This window comes from Jeongeupia sp. HS-3, assembly GCF_015140455.1.
Classification (GTDB): domain Bacteria; phylum Pseudomonadota; class Gammaproteobacteria; order Burkholderiales; family Chitinibacteraceae; genus Jeongeupia.
In genome coordinates this window covers 1215241-1233173 of sequence record NZ_AP024094.1, presented here as the reverse complement: position 1 = coordinate 1233173, position 17933 = coordinate 1215241, and the positions used below count along the sequence as shown (strand labels likewise).

The window sequence follows — 17933 nt, the reverse complement described above, 5'->3', positions numbered from 1 at the left end:
TGGCGCAACGGTCGGTATTGGTGTGTTACAGGCAAATCCGGCCTACGGGCTGGCGGGGGCAAGATGACGGCATTTGAAGCGAATTTCGATGGATTGGTAGGGCCGACGCATCATTACGGCGGGCATTCATTCGGCAATGTCGCATCGACCGGCAACGCCGGCCAGCCAGCCAATCCGCGCGCCGCGGCGCTGCAGGGCCTGGCGAAGATGAAGGCGCTGGCCGATCTGGGCTACCGGCAGGGCGTGCTGCCGCCGCATGAGCGCCCGGCGGTGGAGGTGCTGCGCAGCCTGGGTTTTACCGGCAGCGATGCCGCGGTGGTCGCGGCGGCGGCCAGGCAATCGCCACAGCTGCTCGCGGGGGTGTCGTCGGCTTCGGCGATGTGGGTGGCCAATGCCGCGACGGTGAGCCCGTCGGCCGATACCGCCGACGGGCGCGTGCATTTCAGTGCGGCCAATCTGCAGAACAAATTTCATCGTGCGATCGAGCATGAACAGACCGGGCGCACGCTCAAGGCCATCTTTGGCGATGAGTCGCACTTCGTTCATCATCCGGCGCTGGCGATGCATCCGGCCTTCGGCGACGAAGGCGCCGCCAACCATACGCGGCTGGCGAAACGCTACGACACGGCCGGCGTCGAGCTCTTCGTTTACGGTCAGCAGCATTGGGGCGGGAATATCGCACCACAACGCTATCCGGCCCGGCAAACGCTGGAGGCGAGCCAGGCGATCGCGCGCCGGCACGGGCTGGCATCGGAGCGCACGGTGTTCGCGCAGCAAAACCCCGCGGTGATCGATGCCGGGGTGTTTCACAACGACGTGATCGCCGTCGGCAATCTCGATGTGCTGTTCTGTCATGAAACCGCATTTGCCGAGCGCGAATCGGTCTACGCCGAACTCGACGCCAAGCTTGGCGAGCTGCGGCTGATCGAAGTGCCCACCCGCGCCATCAGCGTCGACGACGCGGTGCGCAGTTATCTGTTCAACAGCCAGCTGCTTGATGCCGGCAATGGCCGCATGCGCCTCGTCGTGCCGGAGGAATGCCGGCAGCAGCCGGCGGTGTGGGCCTATCTGCAGTCGCTATTGGGGCAAGACGGCGCGATCGCCGAGGTACTGGCGTATGACCTCAAACAGAGCATGCGTAACGGCGGTGGTCCGGCGTGCCTGCGTTTGCGCGTGGCGCTGACCGACGCCGAGGCGGCGGTGGTGCATCCCGGCGTGTGGCTGACCGATGCGCTCTACGCGGCGCTGACCGATTGGGTGAGCCGGCATTATCGCGACCGACTCAGCGAGGCCGATCTGGCCGACCCACACTTGCTGCCGGAAGTGCGTACCGCGCTCGACGAGCTGAGCCGGACTCTCGGGCTAGGCGCGCTTTACCCGTTTCAACGATCTGGAGGCAAATCCCGATGAACAGTTTTCTCGCCGAAACGCTGGCGGGGCGTACCGCCATCGCCTTGCCGTACTGTCAGGCCAATGGCACCCATGTGCAGGTGCTCGACGAAGGTGTGATCCGTTTCGAGCCGCGTGATCCGGCTAGCCGGGTGCTCGATCTGGTGATTTCCTGCGGTGTGCACGGCAACGAAACCGCGCCGGTCGAGCTGGTGGACCGTTTGATCTCGGCGTTGCTCGGTGGCGAGCTGCGCCCGCGCGCACGGGTCTTGTTCGTGTTCGGCAATATCGAGGCATTGCGGCGTGGCGAGCGCTTTGTCGAGCAGGATATGAACCGGCAATTCTGCCGCGTTCCCGACGTGGGCGACGGCCCCGAGGCGCGGCGGGCCGCGATGCTGGAAATGCAGCTGGCACGTTTCTTCGCGCAGGGCGGCGGCGAGCCGGTACCGCGACTGCATTACGATCTGCATACGGCGATTCACGGTAGCCTGATCGAGAAATTCGCGATCTATCCGCTGCCTGCGCCGGGGCGGTCTTTCGATGCGGTCGAAATCGAGCGTTTGGGTTTGGCGGGTGTGTCGGCGGTGCTATTGCAATCGGCGGCCGCACCGACGTTCTCGCTGTTCAGTAGCCGGTATTGCAATGCCTCGGCTTTCACGGTCGAACTCGGCCGGGCGATGCCTTTCGGGCAGAACCAGTCCGTTGATTTGACGCGACTGGCGGCTTATCTGCGCGGCTTGATCGAGGGCGAGCTGCCGAAACCGGTCACGAGGGACGCTGTGGCGGTCTATCGGGTGTCGCGCGAGCTGATCAAGCGCAGCGACGCGTTCCGGCTGCTGATCGATGGCGAGACCGACAACTTCACGCCGCTGCCGCAAGGCATGCCGATCGCCGAGGACGGCGATATCCGCTGGGTCGTCGACGAAGAAAACGCACTGATTGTATTTCCGAACCCGGACGTCAGCATCGGCCAGCGCGCGGGGCTGATCGTTGTCCCCGCTACGCTGCCCTAGTGCGGCGCTTACTGCTTTTTCTTGGCTGGCGGCTTGGCCGGCTTGCCGGCGCTTTTTGTCGTGCTTTTGGTAGTGCCTTTTGCCGTGGTTTTCTTCGTGCTGCCCTTGGCGCTGCTTTTTGCCGTGGTCGATTTTTTGGTGCTCTTGGCTGCCGACTTGGCCGGCGTCTTGGCGGCGGATTTGCTGGTCAGGGCTTTGCCGCTGCTCCGGGTTGCCGTCGGCTTGGTGACGCTGGTTCGTTCGCACACCGTGGTGGTCTTTTTGTTTCGACCTTTGCCGGTGGTGACCTTGCGGCATTGGCGGTCGGCACTTGCCACAACCGGGGCGACGCTGGCGGCCTTGCGGGCTTTGCTGTTGCCTGCCGAGGCCAGTAGCGTGGTCATGTTGATGCCGTTGCCCGATGCGCCAGCGATGCGCCGTGCGCCGTTCCAGCGTTGTTGCCAGTAGTTTTGCTGGATATTCGAGACTTCAACGCTTTTGCCTGCGCGGGGTGAGTGGATGAAGCGGTTGTCACCCAAGTAAATGCCCACATGCGAAAAGGCCCGGCCCAGCGTGTTGAAAAACACCAGATCGCCGGGCTTGAGGTCGCCTTTGTTCACGTTCTGGCCGGATTGAGACATCGAGGCGGCGGTACGCGGCAAGGTGATGTTGAGCGAATTCTGGAAGACGTAGCGAATGAAGCCGCTGCAATCGAGGCCTTCTTCCGGCGTATTGCCGCCCCATTGATAGCGCACGCCGATCAGGCTCATGGCCTGCAGCAACAGCTCCTGCGCGGCGGCATGGTTGTCTGCGCCATCATTGTTTGAAGTTTTGCTCCAGTTGCCCGTGTCAGCCGGTGGCTCATCGGCATGGGCAAGGGGCAAGGCGGTGGATAGGCAGACGCTGAAAAGCAGCGCTGCGGGAATTCGGTACCATCTCATGGGTTTGGAATGTATCGGATGAACAAAAATGCTGTAAAGCCTAATATTCTGAGGCTGTAAGTCGGCGGGGGCTCTTTACTGCGCCGAATCGGCGTGATTGGCAGTGCGCAGGAGTGCACACAGCCGGTATTCTGGCTGACAACGAAATCAGAGTGGGAGTTTCATCCGTGTTGAAAGAAACCTTCTCGGTCATGCGCGATTTGCCGCGTGTGCGGGAGATCATCACGGTCATGGTGCGGCACGGATTGGGAAATCTGGTGCAGCGGCTGGGCTTGGCCAAGGGGCTGGAGCGCGGCGCGGATTTGCTGCATTTGCCGGGTAATCACGAGGTCGAAATGCTGGTGCCGGCAGTACGGGTGCGCCGGGCGCTGGAAGAACTGGGGCCGACTTTCATCAAGCTTGGCCAGGTGCTTGCGACTCGTGTCGACGTTTTTCCTCCAGACTGGATTACCGAGTTCGAGCAATTGCAAAGCAATGTACCCGCCTTGCCGTTCACGCAGATCGAGCCGGAGCTGACCGAAATTCTCGGTTGCAATCCGAGTGAAATATTCGATGATCTTGACCCTAGCCCGATTGGCTCGGCGTCGATTGCGCAAGTGCACCGTGCCAAGCTCAAGGACGGGCGTGATGTGGTGCTCAAGCTGCGCCGTCCGGGTATTACCGCCAAGATTGAGGCCGATTTGCGCATCCTTGCGCATATCGCCGGCTTGCTGGAGTTCGAATTCCCCGAAACGCGCCGTTATCAGCCCAGGCGCATCGCCGAGGAATTCGCCCGCTCCTTGCGGCGCGAGCTCAATCTGTCGTCCGAAGCGCGTAATCAGGATCGGTTCGCACAAAATTTTGCCGACAGTCGCGAAATCCATATCCCCCACTTGCACTGGGCCTATACCTCGGAACGGCTGAACGTACAGGAGTGGATCGGTGGCGTGGCCGGCAACGACCTGGCGATGGTCGATGCCATGGGGCTGGATCGCAAGGTGCTGGCCGAGCGTGGTGCCGATGCGGTACTGAAAATGGTGCTGATCGATGGCTATTTTCATGCCGACCCGCACCCGGGCAACGTCAAGTACCTGCCGGGCAACCAGATCGCCTTTCTGGATTTCGGCATGGTTGGTCGGCTGCCGCATCCGCGCCGCGATCAGATCGTCAATCTGCTGGCCGCGCTGGCCGAGCGCGACGAACACGACATTCTCAATGTGCTGCTCGAATGGACCGGCGATACCGTGGTGGACGAGGAAAAACTCGGTCACGACATTGCCGAGTTCATGTTCAACTACGAGAACCTGCAGCTCAAGGACATCCGCTTCGGCGCGCTGCTCAATGACATCGCCAGCCTGATGCGCGAGCACGAGATCACCCTGCCGGCCGATCTGACCTTGCTGTTCAAGGCGCTGATCACGCTGGAAGGGCTGGGGCGACAGCTTGATCCGGGTTTCCAGATGGTGCCGCATCTGACGCCGTTCGTGCGCGAGGTGATCCTGTCGCGCTTTCAGCCCAAGGCGCTGTACAAGAAGGGCAAGGACGGGCTGTACGAGGCGTTTCACCTTGTCGCCGGGCTGCCGCGCGATGTTGGCAAGCTGATCAAGCAGGCGCGGCGCGGCAATCTGCGCATCGACCTTGATCTGAAACGGCTGGACCGTTTCGGTAGTCAGCTGACCAAGAGCGCCAACCGGCTGACCATGGGTATCGTCACTGGCGCGCTGATCATCGGTTCATCGATCGTCATGACAGTCAAAACCGGGCCGATGCTGTTCGGTCTGCCGGCGCTCGGTTTCCTGGGTTTTCTGATTGCCTTCCTCAATACCGTCTGGCTGGTGTTTTCGATCTGGGTTTCGGGCAAGGACGAGCGTTAATCGCCGGGCTGATCGTCGGCGTCGAGCCAGATCAGTGCGTGACTACGCTGGTTGGCGTACAGCGTTGCGGTGTCGGAGACGAGCTGTTCGCTGCCGGCGCGGATGGGGGTGTCGCGGTACTGCAGTTCGCCGCTGACGACAATGATGCGTGCCTTGCACTGGCACGGCAGCGTCCAGCCCATGGTCGCGTCCAGTCGCAAATCGATCAGCGCACCAGGCCACGGTAGCGGCGAGCTGCACTGCTTGATGCGTCCGGCCAGCAAACGGGTGCGCGAGCCGGGCGCGGTCACCACCGGGATTTGCGTTTTGCACAGCCGTTGCGCCGCCGCTTGCAGTGCGGGCATGGCGATCTGGATGCCGCGCAAAGGCAAGCCCGGTTCGGCGTGCGGCGCCTGCGGTAGCGGGCCGATGTAAATGTCGCCCGGATACAGTGCTTCATTGCCGTCGAGCATCAGCCGCCCAACTGCGTCCTCCAGTAGATAGATCAGGCTGGGGATGCCGCAGGGCGGGGTGGTCTCGTCGAACAAACGCCAAGCTTGTTCTGCCTGGCGTGGTCCGAAGCGGGCTTCGATCATGGTGGTGTACCCGTGATGTATACGGTGGTTCCGCGCTACCGCGCCGGGCGCCGGGTTGGCGCCGGCCCGATTCGGCCTCGTGGACCTGTCGCTGCGTTGGCGATCAGGCCAGTGCGGCGATTTCCTTCTCTGCCGCAGCCAGCGATTCGGCCTTGACCGTTTCGCCCATGCCCATGCCTTCGGCGCGGACAAAGCGGACATTGGTGATGCCGAAGAAGCCGAACACGGTCTTCAGGTAGCTTTCCTGATGATCCAGCGCGCGCATCGCTTCGCTGGTCGAGTAGAAGCCGCCGCGGCTTGAGGCGACGATCACGGTCTTGTCGCCGGCGAGGCCAACCGGGCCGTTTTCGGTGTACTTGAAGGTGCGGCCGGCCTGGGCAACGCGATCGATCCACGCCTTGAGCTGGCTTGGCACCGAGAAGTTGTACATCGGCGCGCCGACGACGACGACATCGGCGGCGAGAAACTGCTGCAGCAGCGCTTCGGTGTGCTGGTTTTCGGCGCGCTGCACGTCGGTCTGAGCATCGATGCCGAGGCGGAAACCGAGCGAATCCATCGACAGATGGCTCGGCGCTTCTTGAGCCAGATCGAGATAGTCGATCGTCGTACCCGGATGCTTGGCTTGCCATTCGCTGGCGATGCTGGCGGTCAGTTGGCGGGACACCGAGTTGTCGGCGAGGACGCTGGAATCGATGCGCAGCAGTTTCATGGTGTGGGCTCCTTGGTCAGATGGTTCGCGTTGAGGCGATGGACGTATTGTGTCCTTGCGATGAATCGACGATAAGCCGGCAAAAATGCGATACATTGTTCTATCAGTAGAACAATGGTGCACGGGATGATCGACCTCAACGACATGTTTTTTTTTGCCGAAGTCGCTACTCAAGGCGGTTTCAGTGCGGCGAGCCGTAGTCTGGGCATCCCGAAGTCACGGCTCTCGCGGCGCGTGGCCGAGCTTGAGACGCGGCTGGGGGTGCGGCTATTGCAGCGCACGACGCGCAAGCTGGCGCTCACCGAGGCCGGCGAGCGTTATTACCGCCATTGCCTGGCCATTCGCGACGAGGCCAGGGCGGCCGAAGAAGCGGTGCAGGAGATCCAGAGCGAACCGCGCGGGGTATTGCGGGTGAGTTGTCCGGTGACGCTGGCGCAGTGGTCGCTGGCGCCGCTGCTGGGACAGTTCATGGCGCTGTATCCGCAGGTGAGACTCAATCTGTTGATCAGTAATCGTGCGATTGACGTGGTCGAAGAAGGTGTCGATATCGCGCTGCGGGTGCGCCCGGCGCTGCAAGATAGTGCCACGTTGGTGGTCAAGCGGCTGGGTGTCAGCCGCACCATCCTCGTCGCCAGTCCGGGGCAATTACTACGCCAGGGGCAGCCAACCGCGCCGGAAGAGTTGTCGTGGCTGGATACCGTGGCGAGCGGCGAAAGCGACGGCCGAGCACAGTGGCCATTGCTCGGCCCCGGTGGCGCAACATCGACATTCAGCCATTACCCGCGCTTGGTGGCCGAGGATCTGCTGACCTTGCGCTGGGCCGCGCTCTCCGGCATCGGCATGGCGTTGCTGCCCGATTTCATGTGCCGTGAGGAGTTGAACGCGGGCACGCTGGTGGAGGTGCTGCCGGTGTGGTTTCCGCAGCCGGGCGTTGTCCATGCCGTGTATCCGAGCCGGCGCGGCATGCTGCCGGCGGTTCGCGCCCTGCTCGATTTCCTCGGCGAGCATCTTGCCGATACCTCGGTGCATTACGCAAAGATCTAGCGCGCGGTCAGCGTAGTCTTCGGGTGCGTAAAAAAAGCCTGGCTGGTACCAGGCTTTTCGTGATCGGCGCGTGTACTTACTTGCCGAAATATTGGTTATAGATCTTTTGATAGGTGCCGTCGGCCTTGATGGCCCCCAGCGCCTTGTTGATTTGATCCAGCAGCGCCTTGTTGCCCTTGCGCACCGCAATACCGTAATACTCTTTCTTGAACGTCTTGTCGTCGACGAGCTTGAACTTGGCTTGCGGGTTGTTTTTCATGTAGTTCTTGACCACCGCGTTGTCGCCCACCACCGCCTGCAGGCCGCCGTCGCGCAGCTCTTGCATGGCGAGCGTGATGCTCTCGTAGCGGCGAATGTTCGGCGTGGTTTTGCCGAAGGTGTTTTGCGAAACGATGTCACCAGTGGTGCCGGTTTGCACGCCGATTTTTTTGCCTTTCAGGTCGGCCATCGTCGCGATCTTGCTGCCCTCGGGCACGATGATCAGTTGCTGGGCCTCGAAATACGGTTGGCTGAAGTCCATATTCTTCTGGCGATCCGGCGTGATGGTGATTGCCGATGCGGCGATGTCGATGTCGCCGTTGTTCAGGCTCATGAAGATGCCTTCCCACGGGGTGTTGACCATCTTGATGTCGAGGCCGGCCTTCTTGGCGATGGCCGCAATGATGTCCGCGTCAAAACCGACGACTTCACGCTTCTGATTCAGCGATTCGAACGGCGCGAAGGTAGCTTCGGCGCCGGCGATATAGGTGCGGGCCGATGCAGTGGCTGGCGCGATGACGCAGGCACAAGCAATCAGCGAGGCGATCAGTGAACGGGCGGATTTCATCGGACAAGGCTCCTTCGGATTCTATTCCGAATAGCATCCCCGCGCCCGTATGCCCCGGTCAATGCGAGTATTCCGCAATCGCCTCGTGAATTTTTCTGAGCATGGCACGCAAGCCGTTGCCACGCGATGCGCTTAAAAAGCGCTGCAAACCCATCGAAATCAACCAGGATTCGAAGTCGAAATCGGCCAGTTCCGCCGGGGTGCGGCCGTGATAGGCGGTCAGTAAAAGTGCCAGCAAGCCCTTGATGATGCGTGAATCGCTGTCCGCCGCGCTGAGCAGGTGGCCGTCTTGCCAGGTGATGACCATCCAGGCGCTGCTCTCGCAACCGGCAACGCGATACTGGTCGTTGCGATAGGTGGGGGGCAGGGTCGGCAGCTCGCGCGCCAGTTGCACCAGCAAGCGGTTTTTGGCTTCCCAGCCCGGTGCCGCGTTGAGTCTTGCGGCGAGCGTGTCACGGTCGAGTCCGGTGCCGAATGGATGATCGAACGGTGGCGGGTAGGGGGTCATGCCAGTAATTCCAGCGTCGCCGCCAGGGCCGCCAGGGCCGTATCGACATCCGCTTCGGAGTTGTAGGCTGCGAACGAGACCCGCAGGCTGGCATCAAGCCCGAGCGCCTGATGCAGCGGGCCGGCGCAGTGCTGACCCACGCGGACTGCGACCCCGTAGCCGTCGAGAAATTGTGCGACGTCATACGGGTGAATGCCGTCGAATCTGAGCGCACTGATCGGGCCGCGCGAGTTGTGCGAGCTGAGGATGTGCACGTCCGGCAGCATGGCAATGCCGGCTTCGAAGCGATCGCGCAGGGCGATTTCATGGGCCATCAGCGCGCTGACGTCCTGTTCGCCCAGCCAGTTGAGTGCCGCAGCCAGGCCAATGGCTTGGGCAATGGGGGGCGTGCCGGCCTCGAAGCGGAACGGTGGTTCGGCAAAGGTGGTGCCCGCGAATGAAACACGTTCGATCATTTCACCGCCGCCTTGCCACGGCGGCATCTGCGCCAGCAGTTCGCGCCGCGCCCAGAGCACGCCAATGCCGGTCGGGGCGTAGACCTTGTGGCCGGAAAACGCATAGAAATCGGCGCCGAGCGCCTGTACATCGACACCCCCGTGGCCGATGCCTTGAGCGCCATCGATCAGTACCGTTGCGCCGATCTGTTTGGCCGCGGAGATCATTTCGGTCAGTGGCGGTTGTACGCCAGTGGTGTTCGAGCACTGAGTCAGGCCGACCAGGCGGACGCGCGAGGTCAGCAGCGCGTGATAGGCGGTCAGATCGAGATTGCCGTCGGCATCAAGCGGGATCGCCTGCACGCTGGCGCCGACCTCTTGGGCGACGAGTTGCCACGGCACGATGTTGGCGTGATGCTCCAGCGTTGACAGTAGCACCACATCGCCGCGACGCAGTTGCGAGCGGCCCCAGCTGTTGGCGGCCAGATTGATGGCCTCGGTGGTGCCGCGGGTGAACAGGACTTCGTCAACGTGCGCCGCGTTCAGATGTGTGGCAATACGATGACGAGCCCCCTCGAAAGCATCGGTCGCCGCCGCGCCGAGCCGGTGCGCCGCGCGATGGACGTTGGCGTTGGCTGTTTCGTAAAAGTGGCGTTCGGCGTCGAGCACCGCCAGCGGCTTGTGCGTGGTCGCGGCGTTGTCGAGATAAACCAGATCCGGGTGGTGCCGGAAAATCGGAAACTCGGCGCGCACGCTGGCGGCGGAAAAAGGCGCGGTCATCGGCATCGGTTGCGAATGGTGGAGGCGGGCGGCGATTGTATAATGCCGGCATGACCTACAAACAACCGGTTTCCGTGCTCGTCGTCATTCATACGCCCGAGCTTAAAGTGCTGTTGATCGAACGACGTGACTTCGCCGAGGCTTGGCAGTCGGTCACCGGCAGCCATGAAGGCGGCGAGGCGCTGATCGATACGGCGCGGCGCGAGGTGCTTGAAGAAACCGGCATTGATGCGCGCGCCTATCGGCTGAGCGACTGGCAGCGCTGCAATGAGTACGATATTTTCGAGGTATGGCGTCATCGTTATGCTCCCGGTGTGACGACCAATGTCGAGCATGTGTTCGCGCTGGAAGTGCCGGCCGAGTTGCCGGTGACGCTGTCGCCGACCGAGCATGGCCGTTACCGCTGGGTCGATTGGCCGCAGGCCGCCGAGATGGTGTTTTCGCCGTCGAATGCCGACGCCATCCGCATGCTGGCGGATCGGCGCGCTAGCGAGTGATTTCGTCCTCGGGTTGATAGTCCGGGTCGTACAGATCCCCCGCGTCTTGATCGAAGGGTTTTTGCAGGCGGACATCGACGCGATGCATGGAAGGGGGGTCGGCCGGCAATTCTGGCGCGGGCGTGTGCCGCCGCCGTTTGCGTACGGCGAGCTGGATATGTGCTCCATCGGCTGGGGCTAGCTCTTCATAAACCATGATGACTCCGCAGAAGATGGCGTGCCGCTCTTGGGTTCGACGTGCCGACGGCGCTTCGGTTCCTCCTCCCGCGTCGGACGGTTTTGCAGGTGTCGCGCTTGAAGGCATCTTGTGGCGCTGTCTGCTGTGCTTGCTCGTCATGGCGCCGGTGGTTTTGGTGTTCGGGTTGCCTTGATCGGCATCCGAAACCGCGTGGTAAGCTGATGATAGCTAAAGGGAGATGGTGTGCTTCGACTCTTTGTATGTAGTGAATGTGCCGCTATAGCTTGCTGATTTTAAAGTGAATAAGCTAAAAATCGCGTCATACAATATCCACAAGGGCCTTTCGGTGTTCAACCGTCGCCTCGTCGTGCACGAGGTGCGTAATGCCTTGAAAACCTTGTCGCCGGATCTCGTGTTCCTGCAGGAAGTGCAGGGCGAGCATCGTTCGCATGCGCATCGCTTTGAGACCTGGCCCGGCGAAGGACAGCACGAGTACCTTGCCGGCGAGGGTCTGTCGGCCGCCTATGGGCGTAACGCCAATTATCAGCACGGCCACCACGGTAATGCGGTGCTGTCGCGCTTCCCGATCCGCGATTCCTACAATCACGACCTGACGCTGCATCGTTTCGAGCAGCGCGGCCTGCTGCATTGCCAGCTCGATTTGCCGGGCTGGAGTCAACCGCTGCATGCGTTGTGCGTGCATCTGAATCTGTTCGGCCGCGATAGGCGCAAGCAACTGGCGATGCTGGTTGATGTGATCGGCGAACGTATTCCGAAGAGTGCGCCGCTGGTGCTGGCCGGGGACTTCAACGACTGGCGGCGCGAATCGACCCGTTTGCTTGGGCACGAACTCGGAGTGGTCGAGGCATTCGAGGCCTTGCATGGCGATTCTGCGCGCAGTTTTCCCGCGCGCCTGCCCATGTTGTCGCTCGATCGTGTGTACGTGCGCGGTTTTCAGATCGAAGTGGCGAACGTCCTCGCCGGTGAGCCGTGGGCGACGCTGTCCGATCACGCGCCGTTGTATACCGTATTGCACCGAGGGCAGGTATGACGACGGGCTTTGTTCGCGGTAATCACCTGACCCTGCTGTACAACGGCGCCGATTATTTTCCGGCATTGCTCGAAGCCATCGCTGCGGCGCAACGCGAAATCTATCTGGAAAGCTATCTGTTTGAAGTCGACGTCGTCGGCATTGCGGTGCTCGAAGCCTTGATTGCGGCAGCGGCACGCGGTGCGCAGGTGTCCTTGCAGATTGATGGCTTCGGCGCGCGGCATTTTCCGGCCGAGTGGCGGCAAAAACTGGCTGATGCCGGTGTGCGGCAATTGTTCTTCCGTCCCGAGGTCGGCCGCTTTTCGCTCAACCGCCAGCGCTTGCGCCGCTTGCATCGCAAACTGGCGGTGATCGACGGGCAGGTGGGCTTCATTGGTGGCATCAACATCCTTTCCGATCTCGATTCGCCCGATCTGGCGCCGCGTTACGATTATGCGGTGCGGGTGCACGGCCCGCTGGTGGCGCAGATGCGCGAGACGGCGAACCGCTTGTGGCGGCACACTGCGTGGGTGCAGTTGGTGCCGGATTGGGCCAAGACCTTGCCAGCACCGCAGATGCCGATGCGTGCTGGCAAGAGCCTGGCCAAGCTGGTGATCCGCGATAACTTCCGCAATCGCCATGCGATCGAGCAGGAGTATCTGCGCGCAATCGAAACAGCGCGGGATGAAATCATCATCGCCAATGCGTACTTCCTGCCGGGCTACCGGTTCCGCCATGCCTTGCTGCGCGCGGCCGAGCGCGGTGTCAATGTCGTGCTGCTGCTGCAAGGGCGGGTTGATCACGCCTTGTTGCATTACGCCAGTCGTGGTTTCTATCGCAGCTTTCTCAAGGCCGGGGTCGAGATCTACGAGTATCGCGAGGGCTTCATGCACGCCAAGGTCGCGGTCGTCGATCGTTACTGGGCCACGGTAGGTTCGAGCAATATTGATCCCTTTAGTCTGTTGCTGGCGCGAGAGGGCAATATCGCGGTGCGTGACCACGGTCTGGCCGTGGCGCTACGCGATGATCTGCGTTCGCGTCTGAGCGAGGACGCGTCGCAGATCGCGCTGGTCGACTTGCGGCGTGGTCGCTGGCTGTTTCGTGTGTTGCCGTGGATATCGCACGGCATTGTGCGAATATTGATGGCCATCAGCGGTTACGGTGGCAAGCGTTATCTGGAATAGCAAAACGGGACCATCGGTCCCGTTTTGTTTATGGCGTGTCGTCTTTCGGCGGTGACTTATGCTTGTACTCCAGCGTCGCCCGCAGTATGCCGCGCAGGATATCGACCTCTTCCTGTTCCAGGTCGATGCGCTGATACATCCGTCGCAGCCGTGGCATCAGCCGCTTGGGTGCCTTGGGTTTGAGGAAGCCGATCGTCGTCAGCGTTTCTTCCAGATGCTTATAGAAGAGTTCGATGTACTCGTGGCTGGCGTAGTTGCGCCGCTCTTCCAGGTGGCTGACGTCATCAAGCAGCGTGGCGCGCAGCTCGTAACACAAGACTTGCACTGCCTGCGCCAGATTCAGGCTCGAATAATCCGGATTGGTCGGGATGGTGACGCGGCGATTGCAAAGTTGCACCTCGTCGATCGTCAGTCCGCTCATTTCGGTGCCGAATACCAAGGCGATCTCGCCGCCGTGGCGGGCTTCGTTCACCAGTTCCGGCACCAGCTGCCGAGGTGTCTGCAGCGGTTGCGCCAGCTCGCGCCGGCGTGCCGTCATTGCCACTTGCAGGGTCGTGCCTTCGAGTGCCTTTTCCATCGAATCGACGATGATGGCGCTATCCAGCAGGTCGTGTGCGTTCGACGCCAGTGCAACGGCCACCTCGGAGGGGAACTCCTTGGGGTTGACCAGATAGAGCCGGGTCAGCCCCATGGTTTTCATCGCGCGCGCAGTCGAGCCTATGTTGCCGGGATGGGAAGTGTGCGAAAGCACCACACGAAAACGCTCAAGCTGTTGATTGGCTTCGTGATTGGGGTCGAGGGTATTGTCTGAAGTATTGGGATTCATGCCTGATACGGTTACAATGGGGGCCGATTTTCGATCTTTAGAAGCGGATCCGGCGGCAAGCGCCTGGTCGCATGACAATTTGCATCGCGTTGCATGGCCCTCACAGGCCCGCTGGCGCTCCCGTTGATCCGCTTTTACCGCTACAGGAACCCGCAATGCATCCGATGCTCAACACGGCAGTTCGTGCCGCCCGCCGCGCCGCCTCTGTTATTCAGCGCGCTTCGAACAACCTCGATCTGATCACGCCGGAAAAGAAAGGCCACAACGATTTCGTCTCTGAAGTCGATCGTGCTGCCGAGCAAGCGATCATCGAAACCATCCTCGAGGCCTATCCGACGCACGCGATCATCGCCGAAGAATCCGGTGCGCGCGGCAATTCGGAATACGTGTGGATCATCGATCCGCTTGATGGTACCACCAACTTCCTGCACGGTTTCCCGCAATACGCGGTGTCAATCGCGCTGGAACATCGCGGCGTGATCACCCAGGCCGTGGTTTACGACCCGAACCGCAATGACCTGTTTACCGCGACCCGCGGCGTCGGTGCTTTCCTGAACGATCGCCGTATCCGTGTTTCCAAGGTGCGCGATCTGTCCGATGCGCTGGTGGGTACTGGCTTCCCGTACACCAAGTTCGACAATCTCGATGCCTATATGGCCATCTTCCGCGACATGGCGCAAAAGGCCGCCGGTGTGCGTCGCCCGGGTGCCGCCGCGCTGGATCTGGCTTATGTCGCCTGCGGCCGCTTCGACGGTTTCTTCGAATTCGATCTCAAGCTTGTCGATATCGCTGCCGGTACGCTGCTGGTGCAAGAGGCGGGCGGTCTGGTGACCGACTTCGCTGGCGAAGAAAAGTATCTGGAGTCGGGTGACGTGCTCTGCGGTACGCCGCGCGTGTTCGGTCAGATGCTGCAAATGATCAAGCAGTACAACATCAAGTAATGACCCCGGCCGAGCGCGCCAGCCTCGATGCAGCCTACCGTGCTACCCGTTACGTGGTGCCGGCGCTGCAACTGGTGCTGCGGATCGGCCGCAGCCATCCCGATCTCGACGCCGTGCTGCAACAGCACGGCGTTGTTGCGTGGGCTTTCGTCTCGGCGGCGAATCCGCGCTCGGTGGCTTTGTGCGAGCACGAAAATCGCGCCCGCCACCAAAACCTGCTCGACGCGCTGGTGGCGCAGGGGCTGACCCATTTCGACGGTCTCGGCGAGCCGGCGGATCGGAACTGGGCGCCCGAACTCTCTGTGTTGGTGCTGGATCTCTCGCAGGATGCTGCGCGATGCCTTGGGTGCCAATTTGATCAGAGCGCCGTCGTCTGGGGTGAGTATGGTGCTGTTGCCGAGCTATGTTGGTGTGAGTGCGTCGTGGGTGCCTGAGTTGATGTCTCGGGTAGGGGGGGGCGAACGGTTTGTGGTGGTGGGTGTCGCTTGCTTGAGTTCAGGCTGAAGCGCGGCGCGAAAACTCGACGCCATTTGCGCGATAAGTAGGTAGTGCGTGATTTTTCACCATGTGGAATGAAATTTCACCTCAGCACACTACCCGTTCAGGTCAATCCATAGGCCAATTGGGTACGAAGGTTTGCAGCCATACCGCATCGGCAGCGTCGACCTGGCGTTTCAGCTCGCGCTGCCGCTGATGGATTTGCCAGCCCTGATAGAAGACCGCGCGCTCGTGTGCCTCGTACAGCGCCTGCAACTCAAGATGGGTCATCGGTACGTCGATGTTGTCGGCGGAAGTCCAGAAGAAATCGTCCGGTACGCCGTAGGCCTTGAGCGTGCCGAGCGTGGTGTTGAGCCGATCGCGCACCTTGAGGCCGCCATCCCAGCGGTGGCCGGCGTGCTCGAACTGAATCACGCCCTGTTCCTGCCGGTCGCGCCATTGATTGATTGCGTCGCGGGCGAGTTGCCGCAACGCATCAACAGGCACGGGCGCCGGCGGCGGTGGATCAACCAGCGCCGGCATGCCGTCCGGGCTGACATCCATCACTTTGCCGTCATCGCGCGGTGCCATGAGCGATCGGTACAGCGCGTCGCTGATCTCGACCGCATCGTCCGGCCATGTGCCGGCGACCTCATAGTCGGCGCGTTGATCGGCATCGAAAAAGCCCATCCGGCTTGCGCTAAAAAGCATTCCCATATCAATAACCCTCAATCACCCAGGTCACGCTCGGCGAGTAACTCGGGACGTAGTTGTTGGTGTGGTCTGTCCCTATACGGAAGGACACTAACTTAAGGTGGATAATCGCCACCAAGGAGTGTTCATGACCCAAATCCGCCGTACCTTTCCCGAGTCCTTCAAGCGGGAAGCTGTTGAGCAAATCCTGGCTGGCACGCCGCTACGTCACGTGGCGCAGGCCTTCGGCATCACCGAAGGCCTGCTGGGCAAATGGAAACGCCAGTTTCTGCTCAAGGGCATGGATGCCTTTCCTGGTCATGGCAAGCAACTGGGCGAAGCAGCCGAACTCAAGCGTCTGCGCGATGATCTAGCACGCGTCACCATGGAGCGTGACGTCCTAAAAAAAGCGCTCGCCATCTTCTCGCAGCCCACGAAGTGAAGTACCGCGCCATTCAGGCGCTTGCTGAGCGTTATCCTGTTGCCGTCATGTGCCAGTTGTTCCGCGTCTCACGGAGCAGCTACTACGCTTGGCGCAACCGGCCGCCTTCGATGCGAGAGATGGCTAATCGCGTGCTGTTACGGGAAATCCGTCTGGTCCATGCCGAAGTCAACGGCATCTATGGGCATCGTCGGATACATGCGGAACTGGTCGCACAAGGCTTCGCCTGTGGCCGCCACCGTGTTGGCCGCCTGATGCGCCAAGGCGGGCTGAAGGTACGTTCCCGTAAACGGTGGCGACCTGTCCCGGTCAGCCAACACCTGCTTCCGGTGGCACCAAATCGGCTGGAACGGCAATTCGACGCATCCGGGATGAATCAACGCTGGGTGTCGGACATGACTTACATCCGTACTGACGAGGGCTGGCTGTATCTGGCTGTGGTGCTGGACTTGTATTCCCGCGCCGTGGTCGGCTGGGCAATGCACCATCGAATGCAGCAAGAACTGGTGCATGCTGCGTTGACGATGGCCGTTGCCAGACGGAAACCGGTGCGGGAGGTGCTACTGCATTCGGACCGAGGCAGCCAGTATTGTGCGTTTGATTACCAGATGTTGCTGAAACGGCACGGCATGGTGCCGAGCCATTCACGAGCGGGCAATTGCTGGGACAACGCTGCGATGGAAAGCTTCTTCCGGTCGTTGAAGGCGGAGCGGGTTTACTTGACCCGCTACCGGAGTCACGACGAGGCCCGCGCGGATATATTCGACTACATCCGATTTTACAATCATCGCCGCCGCCATTCGACGCTGGATTACCTGGCACCGGTCGAGTTTGAACGGCAGCATTCAGCGCTTAGCGCTTAATCCTCTGTCCTTCTGCATGGGGACAGACCACACACCTTCTTCTATGCCGATCCGCCGTACTGGGAAACCGAAGGCTATGGCGTCGACTTCGGCTGGGAACAATACGAACAGCTCGCCGAGGCGATGCGTACTTGCAAAGGCAAGGTCATGTTCAGCATCAACGACCACCCAGCCATTCGCGAGCTGTTCAAGGAATTCTGGATGGAAGGGCTGGATATCAAGTACAGCGTCGGCAACGCCCGAGGTCAGGGCGAGCGCAGGACGACGGGTGAGCTGGTGATCTGCAACTGGGTGCCAGAGGCGATGGGTGGGTTGTTCTAACGGGCTGGGCGCCTTTGTGCCAAACATCGTGCAAGTTCGCGGGGCGGGGCTATGCCAATAACAGCGCAAATCGGTGCCAAAAGTCGCGCGGCGCTACAGAATGCTGACGATTTTTATGCCATTGGTCTTATTTTGTCAGCTTTGGCGGTGGGGTTTGCCGGGTAGTGCGAAAGAGTGGGATTTGGGTGTAGTAAAAATTCGCTGTCCGATCAGTGGCTTAGCGGGTTGGTTGCGAATTTGTTGCGAGGAGGTGTTGACGGGGGAAGGGGAAGTGCTTAAAGTTGCGTTCTCTGCTGATGACGCAGCGAAAGAAACGAAGCGAAACCCGCCGAGTTTACCGAGCGAAGTGTTCAGAAGCAAGCGATCTTTAACAAATTACAGCCGATGAGTGTGAGTGCTTGATGAGTGCATCAAGTACTTGCACTTAGAT

The 17933-nt window shown here is 61.0% G+C and carries 21 protein-coding genes; 12 read left to right on the top strand and 9 right to left on the bottom strand.

The genetic code is table 11. The annotated features are described in order from the left end of the window. Window positions 1-63: 63 nt before the first annotated feature. Both astB and astE read left to right on the top strand, forming a co-directional pair. Window positions 64-1410, top strand: coding sequence for an N-succinylarginine dihydrolase (astB, locus tag JLC71_RS05750; protein WP_200917799.1), 1347 nt, complete (start codon window positions 64-66; stop codon window positions 1408-1410). Continuing rightward, window positions 1407-2402, top strand: coding sequence for a succinylglutamate desuccinylase (gene astE / locus JLC71_RS05745; protein ID WP_200917798.1), 996 nt, complete (start codon window positions 1407-1409; stop codon window positions 2400-2402). Before astB ends, astE begins: the two co-directional genes overlap by 4 nt. Window positions 2403-2410: 8 nt before the next feature. Here astE and JLC71_RS05740 read toward each other — a convergent pair whose 3' ends face one another. After that, the gene (locus tag JLC71_RS05740; RefSeq protein WP_236251000.1) at window positions 2411-3163 is read right to left on the bottom strand and encodes an NlpC/P60 family protein; all 753 of its coding nucleotides are present in this window, start codon (window positions 3161-3163) and stop codon (window positions 2411-2413) included. Between the two features lie 326 nt (window positions 3164-3489). Between JLC71_RS05740 and JLC71_RS05735 the strand changes: the two genes are divergently transcribed. Then, window positions 3490-5175: an ABC1 kinase family protein gene (locus JLC71_RS05735; protein ID WP_200917796.1), complete on the top strand. Its 1686-nt coding sequence runs from the start codon at window positions 3490-3492 to the stop codon at window positions 5173-5175. Here JLC71_RS05735 and JLC71_RS05730 read toward each other — a convergent pair. Together JLC71_RS05730 and JLC71_RS05725 are read right to left on the bottom strand one after the other, a co-directional pair. Continuing rightward, window positions 5172-5750 (bottom strand): pirin family protein, encoded by a 579-nt coding sequence (locus JLC71_RS05730; protein WP_200917795.1) that lies wholly within the window; start codon window positions 5748-5750, stop codon window positions 5172-5174. The two genes, JLC71_RS05735 and JLC71_RS05730, sit on opposite strands and share 4 nt — an antisense overlap. Before the next feature lie 103 nt (window positions 5751-5853). Further along, a complete protein-coding gene (locus JLC71_RS05725) occupies window positions 5854-6459 on the bottom strand; it encodes an FMN-dependent NADH-azoreductase (protein ID WP_200917794.1) in 606 nt (201 codons plus the stop codon). Window positions 6460-6585: 126 nt separating this feature from the next. Between JLC71_RS05725 and JLC71_RS05720 the strand changes: the two genes are divergently transcribed. Next, entirely contained in the window at window positions 6586-7503 is a 918-nt protein-coding gene (locus tag JLC71_RS05720) for a LysR substrate-binding domain-containing protein (RefSeq protein WP_200917793.1), read from the top strand. Window positions 7504-7579: 76 nt separating this feature from the next. On the opposite strand, the gene JLC71_RS05715 is transcribed toward JLC71_RS05720, so the two are convergent. Genes JLC71_RS05715 through JLC71_RS05705 form a run of 3 tightly spaced genes read right to left on the bottom strand, consistent with a single transcriptional unit; the run spans window position 7580 to window position 10051 of the window. Further along, window positions 7580-8329 carry a basic amino acid ABC transporter substrate-binding protein gene (locus JLC71_RS05715; protein WP_200917792.1) on the bottom strand — a complete coding sequence of 250 codons (750 nt, stop codon included), beginning with the start codon at window positions 8327-8329 and terminating at the stop codon, window positions 7580-7582. A 58-nt stretch (window positions 8330-8387) separates the two neighbouring features. Then, on the bottom strand, window positions 8388-8837 hold the full coding sequence (locus JLC71_RS05710) for a SufE family protein (protein WP_200917791.1): 450 nt from the start codon (window positions 8835-8837) through the stop codon (window positions 8388-8390). After that, complete coding sequence (locus JLC71_RS05705) at window positions 8834-10051, bottom strand: aminotransferase class V-fold PLP-dependent enzyme (RefSeq protein ID WP_236250999.1); 1218 nt, start codon at window positions 10049-10051, stop codon at window positions 8834-8836. Before JLC71_RS05705 ends, JLC71_RS05710 begins: the two co-directional genes overlap by 4 nt. A gap of 50 nt (window positions 10052-10101) precedes the next feature. Between JLC71_RS05705 and nudB the strand changes: the two genes are divergently transcribed. Further along, window positions 10102-10548, top strand: a complete 447-nt coding sequence (nudB, locus tag JLC71_RS05700) for a dihydroneopterin triphosphate diphosphatase (RefSeq protein WP_200917789.1) — start codon at window positions 10102-10104, stop codon at window positions 10546-10548. Here the strand turns inward: nudB and JLC71_RS05695 are convergent. Next, the gene (locus JLC71_RS05695; RefSeq protein WP_200917788.1) at window positions 10538-10744 is read right to left on the bottom strand and encodes a hypothetical protein; all 207 of its coding nucleotides are present in this window, start codon (window positions 10742-10744) and stop codon (window positions 10538-10540) included. The genes nudB and JLC71_RS05695 overlap by 11 nt on opposite strands. Window positions 10745-11024: 280 nt before the next feature. Here JLC71_RS05695 and JLC71_RS05690 point away from each other — a divergent pair, with 280 nt between their 5' ends. Both JLC71_RS05690 and clsB read left to right on the top strand, forming a co-directional pair. Continuing rightward, on the top strand, window positions 11025-11777 hold the full coding sequence (locus JLC71_RS05690) for an endonuclease/exonuclease/phosphatase family protein (protein WP_200917787.1): 753 nt from the start codon (window positions 11025-11027) through the stop codon (window positions 11775-11777). Beyond that, window positions 11774-12940: a cardiolipin synthase ClsB gene (clsB, locus tag JLC71_RS05685; RefSeq protein WP_200917786.1), complete on the top strand. Its 1167-nt coding sequence runs from the start codon at window positions 11774-11776 to the stop codon at window positions 12938-12940. Before JLC71_RS05690 ends, clsB begins: the two co-directional genes overlap by 4 nt. Window positions 12941-12968: 28 nt before the next feature. Here clsB and JLC71_RS05680 read toward each other — a convergent pair whose 3' ends face one another. Further along, on the bottom strand, window positions 12969-13766 hold the full coding sequence (locus tag JLC71_RS05680; RefSeq protein WP_200917785.1) for an RNA methyltransferase: 798 nt from the start codon (window positions 13764-13766) through the stop codon (window positions 12969-12971). 155 nt (window positions 13767-13921) lie between these two features. On the opposite strand from JLC71_RS05680, the gene JLC71_RS05675 reads away from it, so the two are divergent. Together JLC71_RS05675 and JLC71_RS05670 are read left to right on the top strand one after the other, a co-directional pair. Further along, complete coding sequence (locus tag JLC71_RS05675; RefSeq protein WP_200917784.1) at window positions 13922-14707, top strand: inositol monophosphatase family protein; 786 nt, start codon at window positions 13922-13924, stop codon at window positions 14705-14707. Next, a complete protein-coding gene (locus JLC71_RS05670; RefSeq protein ID WP_200917783.1) occupies window positions 14707-15141 on the top strand; it encodes a DUF3293 domain-containing protein in 435 nt (144 codons plus the stop codon). Before JLC71_RS05675 ends, JLC71_RS05670 begins: the two co-directional genes overlap by 1 nt. Before the next feature lie 172 nt (window positions 15142-15313). Here JLC71_RS05670 and JLC71_RS05665 read toward each other — a convergent pair whose 3' ends face one another. Then, the gene (locus JLC71_RS05665) at window positions 15314-15895 is read right to left on the bottom strand and encodes a DUF4376 domain-containing protein (protein ID WP_200917782.1); all 582 of its coding nucleotides are present in this window, start codon (window positions 15893-15895) and stop codon (window positions 15314-15316) included. Window positions 15896-16025: 130 nt separating this feature from the next. Between JLC71_RS05665 and JLC71_RS05660 the strand changes: the two genes are divergently transcribed. The 3 genes from JLC71_RS05660 (at window position 16026) to JLC71_RS05650 (ending at window position 17503) form a co-directional block, all read left to right on the top strand. Then, a complete protein-coding gene (locus tag JLC71_RS05660; RefSeq protein WP_200914865.1) occupies window positions 16026-16319 on the top strand; it encodes a transposase in 294 nt (97 codons plus the stop codon). After that, window positions 16316-17182, top strand: a complete 867-nt coding sequence (locus JLC71_RS05655; protein WP_200914866.1) for an IS3 family transposase — start codon at window positions 16316-16318, stop codon at window positions 17180-17182. The genes JLC71_RS05660 and JLC71_RS05655 overlap by 4 nt, the downstream gene beginning before the upstream one ends. A gap of 147 nt (window positions 17183-17329) precedes the next feature. Continuing rightward, window positions 17330-17503 carry a hypothetical protein gene (locus tag JLC71_RS05650; RefSeq protein WP_200917781.1) on the top strand — a complete coding sequence of 58 codons (174 nt, stop codon included), beginning with the start codon at window positions 17330-17332 and terminating at the stop codon, window positions 17501-17503. The last annotated feature ends 430 nt before the right edge of the window (window positions 17504-17933 follow it).

Coding starts and splice junctions, on each gene's coding strand:
- JLC71_RS05650 (WP_200917781.1), top strand. CDS start 17,330: ATGTTCAGCATCAACGACCACCCAGCCATTCGCGAGCTGTTCAAGGAA.
- JLC71_RS05725 (WP_200917794.1), bottom strand. CDS start 6,459: ATGAAACTGCTGCGCATCGATTCCAGCGTCCTCGCCGACAACTCGGTG.
- JLC71_RS05730 (WP_200917795.1), bottom strand. CDS start 5,750: ATGATCGAAGCCCGCTTCGGACCACGCCAGGCAGAACAAGCTTGGCGT.
- JLC71_RS05660 (WP_200914865.1), top strand. CDS start 16,026: ATGACCCAAATCCGCCGTACCTTTCCCGAGTCCTTCAAGCGGGAAGCT.
- astB (WP_200917799.1), top strand. CDS start 64: ATGACGGCATTTGAAGCGAATTTCGATGGATTGGTAGGGCCGACGCAT.
- clsB (WP_200917786.1), top strand. CDS start 11,774: ATGACGACGGGCTTTGTTCGCGGTAATCACCTGACCCTGCTGTACAAC.
- JLC71_RS05670 (WP_200917783.1), top strand. CDS start 14,707: ATGACCCCGGCCGAGCGCGCCAGCCTCGATGCAGCCTACCGTGCTACC.
- nudB (WP_200917789.1), top strand. CDS start 10,102: ATGACCTACAAACAACCGGTTTCCGTGCTCGTCGTCATTCATACGCCC.
- JLC71_RS05675 (WP_200917784.1), top strand. CDS start 13,922: ATGCATCCGATGCTCAACACGGCAGTTCGTGCCGCCCGCCGCGCCGCC.
- JLC71_RS05695 (WP_200917788.1), bottom strand. CDS start 10,744: ATGGTTTATGAAGAGCTAGCCCCAGCCGATGGAGCACATATCCAGCTC.
- JLC71_RS05715 (WP_200917792.1), bottom strand. CDS start 8,329: ATGAAATCCGCCCGTTCACTGATCGCCTCGCTGATTGCTTGTGCCTGC.
- JLC71_RS05680 (WP_200917785.1), bottom strand. CDS start 13,766: ATGAATCCCAATACTTCAGACAATACCCTCGACCCCAATCACGAAGCC.
- JLC71_RS05710 (WP_200917791.1), bottom strand. CDS start 8,837: ATGACCCCCTACCCGCCACCGTTCGATCATCCATTCGGCACCGGACTC.
- JLC71_RS05705 (WP_236250999.1), bottom strand. CDS start 10,051: ATGACCGCGCCTTTTTCCGCCGCCAGCGTGCGCGCCGAGTTTCCGATT.
- astE (WP_200917798.1), top strand. CDS start 1,407: ATGAACAGTTTTCTCGCCGAAACGCTGGCGGGGCGTACCGCCATCGCC.
- JLC71_RS05720 (WP_200917793.1), top strand. CDS start 6,586: ATGATCGACCTCAACGACATGTTTTTTTTTGCCGAAGTCGCTACTCAA.
- JLC71_RS05665 (WP_200917782.1), bottom strand. CDS start 15,895: ATGCTTTTTAGCGCAAGCCGGATGGGCTTTTTCGATGCCGATCAACGC.